General features: G+C 45.4%; 12 protein-coding genes and 5 pseudogenes. 15 read left to right on the top strand and 2 right to left on the bottom strand.

The window, feature by feature from the left end; translation table 11 throughout:
* The first annotated feature begins 37 nt into the window (after positions 1-37).
* A complete protein-coding gene (locus tag V7L12_RS33295) occupies positions 38-217 on the top strand; it encodes a hypothetical protein (RefSeq protein WP_442947905.1) in 180 nt (59 codons plus the stop codon).
* A 139-nt stretch (positions 218-356) separates the two neighbouring features.
* On the opposite strand, the gene V7L12_RS33300 is transcribed toward V7L12_RS33295, so the two are convergent.
* Positions 357-587, bottom strand: coding sequence for a hypothetical protein (locus V7L12_RS33300; RefSeq protein ID WP_442947906.1), 231 nt, complete (start codon positions 585-587; stop codon positions 357-359).
* Between V7L12_RS33300 and V7L12_RS33305 the strand changes: the two are divergent.
* The 3 genes and pseudogenes from V7L12_RS33305 to V7L12_RS21930 all read left to right on the top strand — a co-directional run.
* A pseudogene (locus V7L12_RS33305) lies at positions 510-749 on the top strand (ISKra4 family transposase); the annotation flags it as partial. The gene V7L12_RS33300 and the pseudogene V7L12_RS33305 sit on opposite strands and share 78 nt — an antisense overlap.
* A gap of 440 nt (positions 750-1,189) precedes the next feature.
* Positions 1,190-2,395 carry a glutathione S-transferase family protein gene (locus V7L12_RS21925; protein ID WP_335087469.1) on the top strand — a complete coding sequence of 402 codons (1,206 nt, stop codon included), beginning with the start codon at positions 1,190-1,192 and terminating at the stop codon, positions 2,393-2,395.
* A gap of 218 nt (positions 2,396-2,613) precedes the next feature.
* Positions 2,614-3,198: a hypothetical protein gene (locus V7L12_RS21930; protein ID WP_335087471.1), complete on the top strand. Its 585-nt coding sequence runs from the start codon at positions 2,614-2,616 to the stop codon at positions 3,196-3,198.
* A gap of 127 nt (positions 3,199-3,325) precedes the next feature.
* Here V7L12_RS21930 and V7L12_RS21935 read toward each other — a convergent pair whose 3' ends face one another.
* Entirely contained in the window at positions 3,326-3,454 is a 129-nt protein-coding gene (locus V7L12_RS21935) for a hypothetical protein (RefSeq protein WP_335087472.1), read from the bottom strand.
* A gap of 352 nt (positions 3,455-3,806) precedes the next feature.
* Here V7L12_RS21935 and V7L12_RS21940 point away from each other — a divergent pair, with 352 nt between their 5' ends.
* From V7L12_RS21940 to V7L12_RS21985, 11 genes and pseudogenes are all read left to right on the top strand, one after another.
* Complete coding sequence (locus V7L12_RS21940; protein WP_335087474.1) at positions 3,807-5,318, top strand: glycosyltransferase; 1,512 nt, start codon at positions 3,807-3,809, stop codon at positions 5,316-5,318.
* 40 nt (positions 5,319-5,358) lie between these two features.
* Positions 5,359-6,480 (top strand): carboxylate-amine ligase, encoded by a 1,122-nt coding sequence (locus tag V7L12_RS21945; protein ID WP_335087476.1) that lies wholly within the window; start codon positions 5,359-5,361, stop codon positions 6,478-6,480.
* Positions 6,481-6,923: 443 nt separating this feature from the next.
* Positions 6,924-7,118 carry a hypothetical protein gene (locus tag V7L12_RS21950; RefSeq protein WP_335087478.1) on the top strand — a complete coding sequence of 65 codons (195 nt, stop codon included), beginning with the start codon at positions 6,924-6,926 and terminating at the stop codon, positions 7,116-7,118.
* A 108-nt stretch (positions 7,119-7,226) separates the two neighbouring features.
* Positions 7,227-7,821, top strand: a pseudogene (locus V7L12_RS21955) (transposase); the annotation flags it as partial.
* Between the two features lie 381 nt (positions 7,822-8,202).
* Positions 8,203-8,910, top strand: a pseudogene (locus tag V7L12_RS33310) (serine/threonine protein kinase); the annotation flags it as partial.
* Positions 8,911-9,153: 243 nt separating this feature from the next.
* Positions 9,154-11,127: an ATP-binding protein gene (locus tag V7L12_RS21960; RefSeq protein WP_442947907.1), complete on the top strand. Its 1,974-nt coding sequence runs from the start codon at positions 9,154-9,156 to the stop codon at positions 11,125-11,127.
* Positions 11,112-12,744: pseudogene (locus tag V7L12_RS21965) on the top strand (sensor histidine kinase); the annotation flags it as partial. The gene V7L12_RS21960 and the pseudogene V7L12_RS21965, both read left to right, overlap by 16 nt.
* A gap of 8 nt (positions 12,745-12,752) precedes the next feature.
* Positions 12,753-13,382 (top strand): response regulator transcription factor, encoded by a 630-nt coding sequence (locus tag V7L12_RS21970; RefSeq protein WP_335087483.1) that lies wholly within the window; start codon positions 12,753-12,755, stop codon positions 13,380-13,382.
* 215 nt (positions 13,383-13,597) lie between these two features.
* Entirely contained in the window at positions 13,598-14,155 is a 558-nt protein-coding gene (locus V7L12_RS21975) for a DsbA family protein (protein WP_335087485.1), read from the top strand.
* Positions 14,156-14,269: 114 nt separating this feature from the next.
* Complete coding sequence (locus V7L12_RS21980; protein ID WP_335087487.1) at positions 14,270-15,082, top strand: alpha/beta fold hydrolase; 813 nt, start codon at positions 14,270-14,272, stop codon at positions 15,080-15,082.
* A gap of 181 nt (positions 15,083-15,263) precedes the next feature.
* A pseudogene (locus tag V7L12_RS21985) lies at positions 15,264-15,440 on the top strand (lycopene cyclase family protein); the annotation flags it as partial.
* Positions 15,441-15,657 lie beyond the last annotated feature (217 nt).

Consider the following 15,657-nt stretch of genomic DNA (forward strand, 5'->3'; position numbering starts at 1 on the left):
TCTGGTTTTAGGCTCTTTACTTGGTCATAGGTGATAAATGCTACCCAACTCTAACCTACTTGTCTCACGTATCTGGGACTTTTGCAAGAGGTCTAGTGTTGACGGAGGAAATATCCGCATCCGTACACCAATTGGTCAGCAATGTGACTGGAAAGGATATAAAGCAGTTCGCTTACACAACTTGCAAGCGATCGCGGCCTCATTCGGTGGAAAATAGTCTTGTGGTTGATTGGGTTAACAAGCAACCGTTGGCTCCTACTCTCACATCTATTCGAGACGGACATGACAGAATATGGAACATTATCCCCGAGTTTACACCCTCTCAAGAGCGACGTGAAATTCTTGACTGGTTCCACCTAATGGAAAACCTCTATAAGGTTGGTGGTTCGATGCCAAGAATCAACAAAGTCAAACAGCAACTCTTTCAAGGAAAAGTTGATGAGGCGTAGGCGTAGCCCGCCGTTCGCGTAGCGTCTCGTAGAGAAGGCATCGCCAGCTTTACTGACTGCAAGCTCAAGCAAGCCGATAATTTCTGTGTTTACCTTGAGAAACATCGACATCGCATCGTCAATTACCAATATTACCAAGCCGAGCAAATTTGTTCTATTGGTTCTAGGGCAATTGAATCTACTGTTAAGCAAATTGACCGTCGAACTAAAATCTCTGGTGCACAATGGAAAATTGAAAATGTTCCTCAAGTCATCGCTCATCGTTGCGCCTATCTTAATGGATTAATCTTTGCTCGCTAAATAAAAACTGGGATGCTCCCGTCCGGTGATGCTGGCATACTCATGATTCACTGCACAAAGTCTGTGATCTGCCTGAATCAGGATGTCAGCATGTAAGTCAATAATAATACTGCTAGTTAACCGTAGCTCAAACCCTGACGATTGCCATGCGGCGTTGATAATTCAAGGTTTAGCAGAAACTGGATCTGAACAAAGTGACAACCAATGGATGATCGCTGCTAAATCATCAACTCACTCTGAAGTTGTATTTGTATTATTTAACTGCTTCATAACCGCCTCTGTGATTCGTCCATGCCTTTGCAGACTAAACTTTCAGGCTGCTATTTGTCCAATATCTTTTCTCTGACGGGGCGAACCTATCGGTTTAATTTTGCCTTGGTGTAATTGAAAATATTGTAAAGTATAGAATTGTCCTAAGTATTGCCCTACGCAACTCCCCTATGACTACCGCACCCTTAAGCTGGGAAGAACTACAAACCCTCACGGATTATCAAATAGATACCGTCAATGGTCTTACCAACGCTAGAGCCAGGTTGCGCTTGTTTGGTCAGCCGGAATCTGATGTGCGGGTAACGCTGTACCGCGATAACCACGCCTGGTGTCCTTACTGTCAAAAAGTTTGGTTATGGCTAGAGGAAAAACAGATCCCCTATCGAATCGAAAAAGTGACAATGTTCTGCTACGGGGAGAAAGAAAGTTGGTACAAACGTAAGGTACCATCAGGAATGCTCCCCGCAATCGAGCTAGATGGACGGATTATTAAGGAAAGCGATGACATTTTGATCGCTTTGGAAAAGGTTTTTGCCCCATTGAGCCAAGGGATGGAAGACCAGACGGTGCTGACTCTACGTCAATTAGAACGACTTTTATTTAGAGCCTGGTGCGCTTGGCTATGCTCTAGAGCAGGTTCGTCTCAACAAGAACAACGCAACCGAGAACAATTTATCGGAGTGGTAGCTAGTGTTGAATCGGCTCTGGGTCGCACCCCAAGCCCTTACTTTCTGGATAGCTTCGGCATCGTCGATGTGATTTTTACGCCATATCTCGAACGGATGAATGCGAGCCTTTACTACTACAAAGGCTACTCCCTGCGTGAGGAAAACCCTCGCTTGAGCGCATGGTTTGCAGCAATGGAAAGCCGACCGACCTACTGCGGTACCCAGAGCGACTTTCACACCCACGTACATGATTTGCCGCCCCAGATGGGGGGCTGTTGGGAAAACGGCGAAACCCAGATGCTTCTCAATAAAGCGCGGGTGGATAACGGTCCCTGGTTCGGGCTACCAGATGTTACTTATCCAGAACCGGAAAACTCTCGCATGGAAGCTCTTCAACGAACTATCAAGCACCGCATGAATATTATCCGAGTCAACCCCAAAGATGATAAATTGTTTGATCAAGCCCTACGTTGTGCTTTAACACACATGATGACTGGTGAAGACTGTGTACCGACATCGGGATCTGATGTCGCTCTGCGATATTTGCGCGATCGCATTAATGTACCGCGAGACATGTCCATTTACGCAGCCAAGCGATTGAGGGAATCCCTGGAGAAAACCGCAGCCCTTGCGGGTGATGGGCAGCCAGCCCCCATTTCCACTAAGCATCGACGAGATCAAGACCCGTCTAACTTTGTCATCAAGTAGGATTACCGCATTCATCCTGGCAGATCACGCGACTCTAACAGTGAGTGAACAGTTATCTTGGTATGAACTACCTCTACCTCAAGCGAAGCTAGCTAAAGGTTTCTACATCCTCTAGTTCATTGACAGCAAAGTTACTTTGAGATTTTTGTCTGCATCAAAGACCTCGGCAGCCGCCCGCCGATTTGAGACGTTATGCAGATGTTGCAAGAGGTATATGTATGGACAAAGATCAACTAAAGCGGGTTTTGACGGAGCGGATGGCAATCGGCCCTGGTCAGCCGTGGTTTGAGTCCTTAGTAGACCCCATCGACTGGTTCGTTCCTCCTGACTTCACGTTGAGCCAGATTTTCTTTACACAACAAACTGCTTCTGCGCTCGTGTGCGCGCTGGATGTATATGCGAATCCCTGTTGCCTTTGTACGCCTCGGCTTGCAGCCGAATGGTATCGACGAGGGCGCTGGGTCACGCTTCTAGACATCGACCCGAAGTTTGCCGAATTTGCGGAGTTTCTCCCTTATGATTTGCGGTCGCCACAGCCGATTAACCGGGAATTTGATGTGATTATTGTTGATCCCCCGTTCTTCATCCCTGAGCCAGTGTATCAGGCGATCAATGTTCTGACTGGGGATCGGCGACCGGATCTGTTCTTGGTGTTTGCCGTCGAACACGAAGCCAAACTGCTGCGGCTTTTTGCCGAGTATCGACTGCAACCAACAGATTTCAATCTGCGGCATAACAATGTAAAAGCCAGTCACCAGACCTTGTTTCGGTTGTACGGTAGTCAGCCCAATTTGGTCTATTGATGACAACGAAAATTGACCGACTTAGGTGAAAGTCCTGACAATGCGATCGCTTCTCAACCCAACAATTCAACCCATCCGTTCAGTCCACTGTGGGGCATCTGACACCAATTGAGCAAACTTATCTTTCTTAAGCATCCTCGAACTCCAGCATCACGCCCCAACGCTCATCGCTCGTTAGTGTACTGAGTAATTCTCTCACCTGTTCCACGGATTGTTCTATCCGTTCAATAACTAGTCGAGCGTAATACTTTAACATGGCCTGAATCCTACACCACTGTTCAATAGCTTTACAGCCTATAATCCTTATTTTTCACGGCTTTCAGCTTAACAAGAGTGCCATTCGGATAAAGCAGTTTATGTCATTTGGTATATGTGAGCGAACAGCAGTAGTGATTAACTTAAGAATTAGGAAAATGTGCCAATCAGTTGGGTATGCGTCAAAAGGATCTGTACAAGCTGTTTAAGTTACTTTTTGATGGCACTGATGCACAGTCTGACTGCGTGCACTGTTAAGTCTTGGGAAGCTGGGGAGGCTCGCCAAGCTTTTTTGCTGCCGTCTTCAGGCAGAAGTTTAAACGCAAAAATTAACCTGTATTAGGAAGTGGGCGATGCACATTGGATTTCTCAACCCTCAAGGTAACTTTGATTTAAGTAATAGTCATATAACGGAACATTCAGATTTTGGGGGTCAGCTGATCTACGTCAAGCAACTCGCCATAGCCATAGCTCAAAAGGGTCACAAAGTTGATATTCTCACCCGCCAAATTATTGACCCAGAGTGGCCAGAGTTTTCTGAAGAGTTTGACACTTATCCAGACGTTGATAACGTCCGCATCATCCGCTTACCAGCAGGTCCAAAAGAATTTTTGGCTAAAGAATTTTTATGGTCTCATTTGATTAGTGATTGGGTACCCAACATCCTGAAATTTTATCAACAGCAGGGTGGGTTACCTGATGCGATGACTGCCCACTACGGCGATGGGGGGCTGTGTGGCGTTTTGATTGAGGAGAAGACAGGTATACCTTTCACGTTTACTGCTCATTCTCTCGGTGCCCAAAAGATGGACAAGCTGGAGGTGACTCCAAAGAATCTAGCACAAATAGATGAACAATTCCATTTCCGATACCGCATCTTAGCCGAACGCCTGAGCATGAATTACTCGGCGATGAATATCACCAGTACAAAACAGGAACGCTTTGAACAGTACTCTCATCAAGTCTATCGTGATGCAGTGGACGTAAATGATGACAGCCACTTTGCGGTGATTCCACCAGGAGTAGATTTCTCTACCTTCGATACTAACAGACGTTCCCAAAATGAAGAAGATATCTATCAACTGATTCAGGAGCGATTAGCACGGGATATCGCTGAGTTCCGTCGAGATTTGCCCGTTATCTTAGCATCCAGTAGATTAGAGGCTAAAAAAAACCTATTAGGGCTAGTGCAAGCTTTTGCAATCAGCCAAACACTTCAGGAACGAGCTAACTTAGTTCTGCTGACAGCGGGGCTAGACGATCCGCTACGCCATTCGGCTAGCGACGACATGAGCGAAGAGGTATTAGCACCCATCCGGGAGGTGATTGAAGAAAACGACTTGTGGAGCAAGATCAGTGCTTTTAGTTTATTAGATCAATCGCAAGAGTCACTAGCTGCAACCTATCGCTTTATGGCTAAACGCCGCTCGGTATTTGCGCTGACTGCACTCTATGAACCCTTTGGGTTGGCTCCTTTAGAAGCGGCTGCTGCTGGGTTGCCAGTGGTAGCAACTCGGAATGGCGGTCCGAGTGAGAGCTTGCAACAGGGAGATAGCGAATATGGCGTACTCGTCGATCCAGAAGACCCTGCCGATATTGCGCGGGGCTTAGAGCAGTTGCTGTGCGATGAACAACAGTGGCAACATTTTGCCCAAGCTGGTCACCAGCGAGTACTGAAGATTTACACTTGGGAAACAACAGCCCAAAGCTACCTGAGTGCAATCGAGCAGATTGTGTCTTCACCACAAGTACGCCGTCAGGCTCGACGACTGCCAATTCATCCCTACTTTCTGAATCTACAACCCAATACTGATATCTCCCTTTTAGAATTGAGCAGCCTCTACTTTGATTCTCACCAAAATTGACCAACTGCACCTGCCACTTGAGCAAAGGAAACACTACGTAATGTCATCTCAGACTGAAGAATTTACTATTGGCGTCGAAGAGGAATATCAAATTATCAATCCGACGACACGGGAACTGAGTTCGCGTGTGGAGCAGATTCTGCCAAAAGCCCAGAAAGCACTTGGCTCTGAAGTTCAGCCAGAAGCCCAGCAATCGCAGATAGAAATTGGTACACCCATTTGTAGAACACTTGCAGATGTACGCTCTGAGCTTGTTCGTTTGCGGTACGAAGTGATTGCGGCGGCTGCCAAAGACGGTAAGCAAATTGCTGCTGCTGGGACGCACCCGTTCTCACATTGGGATGAACAGCAGATCACGCCCAAAGAACGTTATCAAGATTTGATGCGAGATTATCAACAACTCACCCGTGAACTAGTGATCTTTGGCTGTCATGTTCATGTGGGAATTAGCGATCGCTCCACCGCTATCCGCGTAATGAACCGTACCCGTATATGGCTTTCTCCACTTTTAGCACTAGCAGCATCCTCACCTTTTTGGCTAGGTACGGATACAGGCTATGCAAGTTATCGGACTGAAATTTGGAACCGATGGCCAATATCAGGAGTGCCACTCATTTTCGAGTCCTTAACTGACTACGAAGTACTTGTACAAGCTCTAATGGAAACAAAAAGTGTAGCAGAAGCGACAAAGATTTATTGGGATGTGCGTTTGTCTGAGCGCTTTCCAACAATAGAGTTTCGAGTGACTGATGTCTGCCAGACGATAGACGAAGCAGTAATGGTGGCAGGGCTTGTACGCGCTTTGGCGCGAACTTGCTACCAAGAAGCTATGAGTGATAAACCGTTTCCCGCAGTCCGCCACGAACTTGTACGTGTTGCTCACTGGCGTGCCGCACGTTATGGATTAGAGGAGGATTTAATCGACCTTAGCGCGATGAGAGCCGTTCCAGCGCGGCAGATGGTTGAGAACTTTCTCACCTTCGTGCGTCCATCGCTTGAGGAGTACGGAGAATGGGATGAAGTCTCGTCTCTTGTACATACAACGATGCAGTTCGGGAATGGTGCAACACGACAACGCGAAATTTACAAACGAACGGGGCGTTTGTCAGATGTCGTCGATTTAATCGTTCAAGAAACAGCAAAAGGGATAGCTTCAGTATAAAGCTTTGGATATTGCAGTCCTGACCATCCACACAATAATAGTCAACTATTTTATAGCTTGAGTGGTAAATTAAACCATCCATTCAGTTCACTGTGGAGCATCTGTCACCAACTGAGCAAATCTGTCTGGGTTTATCTCCTCAAATTTCAACATCACTCCCCAACGCTGATCACCTGGAGTTTAGACTAAAAGCGATATGAGAGAACGCAAATCAAATGGAATTAGAGATTAAAAATATTATCTTGTCAGCCTCAAAGCATCCGCGACCTTTAACAATTATGTAGCATTGCTGCTGACAGAAAATATTACAATAATGATAATCGAATCAGGGGAGTGGGAGAGGAACGAGCCTCCCTCGTTCCTCTCCCACCCTTGGCATGATTATAATTATCAAGAAGTTTGAGACTAAATGAGTAATGTGCAAGAAAAAATAGGGTGTCTGATTGAATACAGACCCCCTGTCAGCAGAAACGTCAGAGTTGAACCACCTACTCTTACCTGCCAATATGAAACGTCTCAGACTAGAAGAACTTCGTCAATTAGCTTATAAATATTTAGGCAGAGCTAAAGATGCGATGTTTGAATTGACAGATGCCATACAATACTTCTCGGTTAAGGCAAAAAATGGGGTAAAGTGACAATTGTTGTAATGAGATAGCGATGTCTACGACGGGCTACGCCTACGCAAAGACTAGTGCAGCTAAAAGATTTTTCTTTGATCGCCCCAACAGTTGAAGCAGAGTTGGTTGCTATTAATGTGGGACAGAGGATTACATTCTTATCGGATGGTTGATGCTACTAAAAATCGTGGATGCCAATATCTCGGGCGAATTCCGAAGAATGTTAAATTTCCAGTAGAAAAAGTTTTAGACGATGGCTCATATCTGTCGTGGATTGCTCCAGACCGCAAGTCGAAAAAAAAAGGTGGAGGACAGATTCAGGTTTGGGTCATAGAATACACTATCGACTCTGATCATGGACAACAAACTTATCGTCTAATTACCAGTTTGATGGATAAAGCTGTGTTTCCAGCTTTATTATTAGCTACCGAATATCATCAGTGTTGGGAAATAGAAAATACAATTGATGAACTTAAAACTCATCTCAATGGACGTAAAACTCCAATTCGTTCTCTCAAACCCCGTGAAGTTGTTCAAGAAATACTACGGCTGGCTTTTAGCCCATTATGCAGTTCGCACAATAATAGTTCAAGCAGCAACTCACGCTGGAATATCTCCATTGCGCTTAGGTTTTACTGGTACTCTCAAAGTCATTCGACGGGCTATCTCTGATTTCCAGGATGCCAGTAACGAGCAACTACCCTTTTTTTATCCAAGCTAATTATTGAAATTTTGGAGCAAAAGATTCCTCCAAGACAAAGCAGATATAACCCCAGAGTAGTCAAAAAACCTCGCTCAAAGTTTCCATTTAAAAAACCAATCCACAGGGCAATGGGAACTAAATTTCAACCGCTTACCTTTTCTATTCTCAATACCGCTTAATTCTTAACCGAGAAGTATTGTATCCCAGCCTTGATAAGGGTTTTGGTACTTCCCGTAAAAAGTTAGTTTTTGTGGTAATTGAGAGGAAGGAACCCCAGGAGGAAACGATTCCTCAGTCAAATAGGCTACTGCCTCTACGCACAAGTTTCACCTCGCGCATCTCGGCTCACATACCATATAATTTGCAGTATGCTTATGTCCTACCTCAGGAGAGAGTTGGATGATTACCCTGCCTGGAGTTGCCATTCAATGCAAAATCTATGAGAGTTCAGCCTCTTTAGTGTATCGAGGCATCCGAGTGCAAAATGGTCAGGCAATCGTCGTCAAAATGCTTAAGCAAGATTATCCCTCACCTCAAGAAATCAAGCGCTATAGACAGGAGTATGCCATTACCTGCTCTTTGAACATAGAGGGTGTAATCAAGGCGTACAGCCAGGAGGACTACCAACGTATGCTGGTCATCCTCCTTGAGGATTTTGGTGCAGAGTCCTTGGACTACTGGATGCGGCAGCACCCAGAGATTTTCTGCCCGATGCCTGTATCCACTTTTCTTCCGCTTGCCGTCAAGCTCACACAAATTCTAGGTGAGATCCATGCCGCGAATATTATTCATAAGGACATTAATCCTGGCAATATCGTTCTCAATCCTAATACGGGCGTGGTCAAGATTATCGACTTTGGGATTGCCACTCAATTTAACCGCACCAATCCAACCTTCACAAGCCCTCATGTTTTAGAAGGAACCCTTGCCTACCTATCGCCAGAGCAGACCGGACGAATGAACCGTTTGCTCGATTACCGCACCGATTTCTATTCGCTCGGTGTGACGTTTTATCAATTGCTCACTGGGCACCTGCCGTTTGCAACAACGGATATCTTGGAGCTAGTGCATTGTCATATTGCTAAACAGCCGATTCCTCCGTGTGAAATTAGGGGTGTGGGCTTCTGCCGTGAGCATCAACCGAACGGGTGTGGGGGAGCCACTCCGGTCTTCTCCCAAGGGGAGACGCCAAGGGCGATGGGGTCTCACGCCACTCCCCTCAAGTCGGGAAACCCGCCCACGGGGGTGGCTCCCCAAGTAGAGGATGTGGCGTTGTGGGGTGTGGTAGATGATTCATCACCGATTAACAGTGCAATTCCTAAAGATGTTTCAGACATTGTGATGAAATTGATGGCGAAAAATGCAGAAGATCGCTATCAAAGCGCCTGGGGCATCAAAGCAGATTTAGAACTTTGTGCAGCCCAACTTACACAAACAGAGCAAATTGGCAATATCCAACTGGGTCTACAAGATTTTTCCGATCAGTTTCACATTCCTCAGAAGTTGTATGGACGAGAAGCAGAGATTGCAGCATTATTAGCAGCATTTGAGAGAGTGGCAGGAATAGGAAATGAGAAAAATGCTGAATGCAATATTGAGATGATGTTGGTGTCTGGTTATGCTGGCATTGGTAAATCAGCTTTAGTACAGGAACTCTACAAACCCATCACAGCAAAGCGCGGTTATTTCACCTCAGGTAAGTTTGACCAATTTCAGCGCAATATTCCCTATAGCGCAATTGTGGATGCACTACAAAAACTGGTGCAACAGTTGTTGGGTGAACCTGATGAGCAGGTGCAACAATGGCGATCGCGCTTGCTTACAGCTTTAGGAAGTAATGGACAACTGATTATTGATGTCATTCCAGAAGTTGAGTGGATTATTGGCAAGCAACTACCCGTAGCAGAAGTTGGAGCAACTGAGGCACAAAACCGGTTTAACCTTGTCTTTCAGAAGTTCATTCGAGTCTGCTGTTCTCCTGAGCATCCTCTGGTCATCTTTCTGGATGATTTGCAATGGGTAGACTCTGCTACACTCAAGCTCATTGAGTTAATTTTGAGCGACCGTGGGATACAAGCCCTGCTTTTAATTGGAGCTTATCGGGATCGCGAAGTCACCCAAGCACATTTGCTGATTGCAACCTTAGAGAAGCTAAAACAGGAAACTGTTACTATTAGTCAGATAATGTTAGCTCCGCTAGAACTAGGGGCGGTGGCTCAACTGATTGCTGAAACCTTGCACACGCATACTGAGTCGATTGCACCTCTAGCAGAACTGATATGGCGTAAAGCGAACGGCAATCCCTACTTCACCAATGAATTTTTCAAAGCGCTGTACATTGAAGGTCTCATCGTCTTCGATATTAATCAACTACGCTGGCAATGGGACATTACTCATATTAAAGCCAAAAATATTACCGACAATGTAGTGGAGTTAATCATCGGAAAGCTGAAACAATTTCCAAAGCAAACTCAAGATGTTTTATCCTTAGCTGCTTGTGTTGGTGCTGAGTTTGATTTAGCGACACTCTCAGTTATCTGTGAACGACCAGCGGTTGAAATTTTTGCAGAACTCACAACCGTAATTCAGTCAGAGTTGCTTCTTGCAACCTCAGAGTTAGATGAGAATCTGATGATTCAGAATTACAAGTTTTCGCACGATCGCGTTCAGCAAGCAGCTTACGATCTAATTGATGAGTCAAATAAACAAATAGTTCATCTTCAAATTGGTCGCAATTTGCTTAAAGAAGCGTTGGCAGCTTGTCTATCAGATCGACTGTTTGAAATTGTGGATCATTTCAATCATGGGATTGAACTGATTACTAATCAAGCAGAACGAGATGAAATTGCCAAATTGAACTTGATAGCAGGGCAGAAAGCAAAGGGATCGATCGCTTATGGTACGGCACAAAACTATTTGGCAATGGGTAGAGCATGGCTGGCATCTAGCTGGCAAACCAACTATGACCTGGCTTTAGAGTTATATACCGAAACAACAGAAGTCGCATATTTGTGTGGTGAGTTTGAAAATGTAGAACACTGGGCAGAGGCTGTTTTGCAGGACGCTAAAACAGTTCTCGATAGCGTGAAAGTTTACGAAGTCAAAATTCAAACTGCCATTGCACAGGGTCAGCTATTAGATGCAATCCATACAGCATTGCAAGTGTTGCAGCAACTAGGAATCAGGTTTCCCGAAACACCGAATCAATCAGATATAACGCTTGAACTCAATGCCGTTACATCTCGTTTTAATCAGAAACCGATTCAGGATCTATTTCACCTGCCAGAAATGGTCGATCCACAGAAGCTTGCTTGCCACTATTAAACCAAAGTAAGCTCGTCGGTGTGTTGTATCTAGAAAATCAATTAGCAACTGGGGTATTTACACATGAGCGATCGCAACTTCTGAATCTTCTATCTACTCAGGCAGCGATCGCGATTGAAAATGCCAAGCTCTACTCAAACCTACGGAAGAGTGAAAGTAGAATGGCTCAATTTCTAGAAGCAGTTCCAGTAGCCATTGCAGTATTGGATGCAAGGGGGCACCCTTATTACGCCAATCAACGGAGAATTCAGCTAGTGGGCAAAGGTGTCGATCCTGCCGTAACACCAGATCAATATGCAGAGGTTTATCAGTTTTATCGGGCGAGAACAAATGAAATATATCCAAGTGACCAACTGCCAATTGTCCGTGCATTAAGAGGTGAACGCACCACGGTTGATGACATGGAAATTCGCCGAAACGACATAACTATTCCAATTGAGGCATGGGGAGCTCCAGTTTTTGACGAACAGGGTGACGTGGCTTATGCAATCGTAGCTTTTCAAGACATTACAGAGCAAAGACGAGCACAGAAACTGTTAACCGAATACAACCTTACTCTGGAACTTCAGGTGGCAGAACGAACGGCAGCTTTACAGCAAAGCGAAGCAGAGCTGCGCGATGTCTTCGACGAGCTTCGCTTACGAGAACAGGAATTACGACTGATTGCCGACGCTCTACCAGTTCTGATCAGCTATGTAGATGCCAATCGGTGTTATCAATTCATCAACCGTACCTATGAGGTTTGGTTTAACTGTAGCCGCAATGAAATTCTGGGCAACCCTGTTCGCCAACTTCTCGGTGAGGCGGTTTATCAACGGGTTGAGCCATCCATTAATCAGGTGTTTAAAGGGCAAACTGTACCTCTAGAAGCAGAAATCCCTTTTCCGCCTGGTAAGCGGTGCATCAGCGCGACCTTGATCCCTGATTTCAATGACAATGCTCAAGTGAGAGGCTTCTACAGTCTGATCACAGACATTAGCGATCGCAAACTCGCTGAAGCTGCTTCCATTCTGGAAGAACGCAACCGGATGGCGCGAGAAATTCATGATACACTGGCTCAATCCTTCACAGGTATTCTGCTTCAGGTTGGAGCAGCAACACAAGTGCTGGCGGATGACCCGGAAGCAACCCAAGTACATCTGGAAATGATTGAGGAACTAGCACGCGCTGGGCTGGCAGGGGCACGGCGATCCCTATCAGCACTCCGTCCGCGGCTACTAGAAGAAGGTAATTTAGAGAGTGCCCTGCATCGTATTGTAGCTCAAATGCGATCGACGACCGATACGGCTCTGATTTGTGAAACTCAGGGTACAGCCTATTCCTTACCAACCGAAGTGGAGAATAACTTACTCCGAATTGGGCAGGAAGCATTAACCAATGCAATTAAATACGCTTGTGCCAGCAAAATTCGGGTTGAGTTAGTGTATAATGAGACATAGTGTATATTACGGGTTAAAGACGATGGCAGGGGCTTTGGAGTGGGTAGCATTCCTTTGAGCGGTGGGTTTGGCTTATTAGGAATGAGTGAACGAGCAGAGCGCATTAGGCGCACAACTAACGATTCAAAGCCAACCAGGTCAAGGAACAGAAATTATTGTCACTATCAATCGAGAGTGAGAATTACAATGAGCCAATCCACTACGATTCGGGTGCTGATTGTTGACGACCATGCCATAGTCAGAAAGGGTCTAGCAACCATCATTAACCGCGATCCAGAAATGACAGTGATCGCTCAAGCTGAAAATGGACAGCAGGCGATCGACGTGTTTCGAGAACACCAACCTGATGTCACGCTAATGGATTTACGAATGCCCCAAGTGGGAGGTGTTGAAGCCATTATGATGATTTGTGCTGAATTTAAGCAGGCTCGAATCGCGGTACTCACGACCTATGATGGTGATGAAGACATCTATCGCGGCTTGCAGGCGGGTGCTCAAGCCTATCTGCTCAAGGATACTAAACCTGGCGAGCTTTTGAATGCAATTCGCGCCATTCATAATGGTCAAAAATATATTCCGCCAGAAGTGGGCGCAAAATTATTGCAGCGAATGAGCAATCCAGAACTGAGTCAACGAGAATTGGGAGTGCTGCGTTTGATGGCACAAGGAATGAGTAATCAAGAAATTGGGACTGTTTTGAGTATTGGTGAAAGTACTGTCAAATCGCATATAAATCGGATTTTGAGCAAACTGGGAGTGATTGATCGCACACAAGCCGTGATTACTGCTGTTAAACGTGGGATTGTCAGTTTGTAAGTGGGGAAAATTTTCCCTTTAGATTGGCTTTAGACTCCAACTAAAGTTGGAGACAACCTTCCACTGCGAGATGGACAGGTTCATCCATCACTCGATTGTACAAAAATGTCAACCCAGAGTGGACGACAAGAGAGGGTCAATTGTCTATATTAAATCCATAGCAAGTTGGCGCAGTTGGGTTGTAAGGCTTAAGTTTGCTTAATACAAACCGAAAAATGACTTACGACCGTGATAATCGTTCTCTATTTGTTCCGCCTTCAACCCAGGATCATATTCAAGGTGTACTGAATGCTGCTGTAGTATTCGTCATGTATGGAGATTATGAATGTTTTCAAAGTGCCAACGTCTATCGATTGATTAAAGTCGCTCAACAGCAATTGAATGTTTCGTTTGGAGAAAACAATTTAGGTTTTATCTTCCGTCATTTTCTTCAGGTACAGATTCATCCATATGCTCAACGGGCAGCAGAAGCCGCGGAAGCAGCAGCGGCTCAAGGGCAGTTTTGGCAAATGCATGAGATGCTGTTTATCCATCAACAGGAGTTGGGAAATGGTTATCTAGTGGAGTATGCCAATCGTTTAGGACTTGATATTTCTCAATTTTTACAGAATTTATCCAAGGGAGCGTATGTCAATTGTATCAATGCAGATATCGAAGGTGCACTGCGAAGTGGAGTGGAGGCTGCACCCGCTTTGTTTACTAATGGAATTCGCTATCTTGATCGCTGGACTGTTGAGCAGATAATGGCAGCCATTGTTGCTGCAAATGATTAAGCTTTTTGATGCTTATCTTAACAAGTATTTCAGCGGGGAGTATTTCATAACTTCTATACCGATAACAAAAACCAGAGATTTCAGCAATTTAGCAAGAATACAGAGGCGATCGCAATGATGGTTTTTACATGGAAAAAAGTTCAAAAATTGTTGCTATGGTTATTTGCATTAAGTGTTATCGTTGGGATATCAATGCATCCAACATCAGCCACCTCCAGGGAATTACCTCAAGCATCCAACTCTAAACCTGCGATCGTTCTCGTTCATGGGGCTTTTGCTGATGGTACATCATGGCAACACGTTATTCCATTGTTGGAGCAGGATGGCTACAGAGTGGCCGCTGTGCAGATTCCGCTCACCTCGCTTGCTGATGATGTGGCAACGACGAAACGGGTAATTGACGATCAAAAAGGTTCCGTTGTTTTGGTCGGACATTCCTATGGTGGAAATGTAATCACGGGTGCGGCGGCTGGCAATCCACAGGTGAAAGCTCTGGTTTATGTTAATGCTTTCGCACCAGATGTCGGTGAAAAGACGAGTGATTTGAATAAAAAGTACGCAGCAGCTCCGATTAGCACAGCGATCGTATCTGATGGTGCAAACTTTCTCTATATCGATCGCAGTAAGTTTCACGAATTTTTTGCCCAGGACGTATCGAAGGCTGAGGCGCGAGTGATGGCAGCAACCCAAAAGCCGATCGCTAGCGCAGCGTTTGAGCAATCAGTGAATGAAATCGCCTGGAAAACGATTCCTTCCTGGTTTCTCGTGACTCAAAGCGATCGCGCCATCAACCCTGAACTTCAACGATTTATGGCTAAACGGATTGGTGCTAAGACAACCGAAGTTAACTCCAGTCATGTTCCTTTTATCTCTCATCCAAAAGAGGTTGCCAAAGTGATTGAAGCAGCAAGCACTGCTGTAAAGTAATCCCAATTTAACGATTTGTTAGTGAGCCAAGTCTTGCGAACCAATGAGACGCAAGTTTGGTTTCTGGCAGAACATTTGGGGGATACACCATTGGTACGCAGTTAAATTCAGCAATCGCTCTTTAAATCAGTTCATTCTTGACTCCATTTATCCATTGCAGATAACAGAGGAAGAGAACTTTATGACTAATTATGACTACATTGTAATCGGTGCAGGTTCGGCAGGTTGTGTGATTGCCAATCGTCTAACCGAAGACTGTAACACAACCGTGTTACTCCTGGAAGCGGGTAACCCAGCTACAAAACCAGAAATTCAAATTCCGGCGCAATGCTTTAGCCTAATAGGCTCTGAAGTGAATGGCAGTAAGAAAAGCTCTAAGCTGTGCGGGATAAGCGCTACAGATTTTAAAGCTATTGAACAGTGAATGAAGGTCTTGGGATGGAACAGGTGATTGTCCTTGATGCAATACCTGCGATCGCTCGCTGCTAACGTTGAGAGTGGGCTTTGCTCCTGGTGAACTGCCCACCTTGTTGCGATCGCCACCGCCTCATGGGGGGTACGCCATCGCTGTGCCT

It is taken from the genome of Nostoc sp., from assembly GCF_036918245.1.
Classification (GTDB): domain Bacteria; phylum Cyanobacteriota; class Cyanobacteriia; order Cyanobacteriales; family Nostocaceae; genus Nostoc.

Excerpts from the sequence above, each read along its gene's own strand:
- V7L12_RS33295 (WP_442947905.1), top strand. The coding sequence starts at position 38 with ATGCTACCCAACTCTAACCTACTTGTCTCACGTATCTGGGACTTTTGC.
- V7L12_RS21925 (WP_335087469.1), top strand. The coding sequence starts at position 1,190 with ATGACTACCGCACCCTTAAGCTGGGAAGAACTACAAACCCTCACGGAT.
- V7L12_RS21930 (WP_335087471.1), top strand. The coding sequence starts at position 2,614 with ATGGACAAAGATCAACTAAAGCGGGTTTTGACGGAGCGGATGGCAATC.
- V7L12_RS21935 (WP_335087472.1), bottom strand. The coding sequence starts at position 3,454 with ATGTTAAAGTATTACGCTCGACTAGTTATTGAACGGATAGAACAATCC.
- V7L12_RS21940 (WP_335087474.1), top strand. The coding sequence starts at position 3,807 with ATGCACATTGGATTTCTCAACCCTCAAGGTAACTTTGATTTAAGTAAT.
- V7L12_RS21945 (WP_335087476.1), top strand. The coding sequence starts at position 5,359 with ATGTCATCTCAGACTGAAGAATTTACTATTGGCGTCGAAGAGGAATAT.
- V7L12_RS21960 (WP_442947907.1), top strand. The coding sequence starts at position 9,154 with ATGGCGAAAAATGCAGAAGATCGCTATCAAAGCGCCTGGGGCATCAAA.
- V7L12_RS21970 (WP_335087483.1), top strand. The coding sequence starts at position 12,753 with ATGAGCCAATCCACTACGATTCGGGTGCTGATTGTTGACGACCATGCC.
- V7L12_RS21975 (WP_335087485.1), top strand. The coding sequence starts at position 13,598 with ATGACTTACGACCGTGATAATCGTTCTCTATTTGTTCCGCCTTCAACC.
- V7L12_RS21980 (WP_335087487.1), top strand. The coding sequence starts at position 14,270 with ATGATGGTTTTTACATGGAAAAAAGTTCAAAAATTGTTGCTATGGTTA.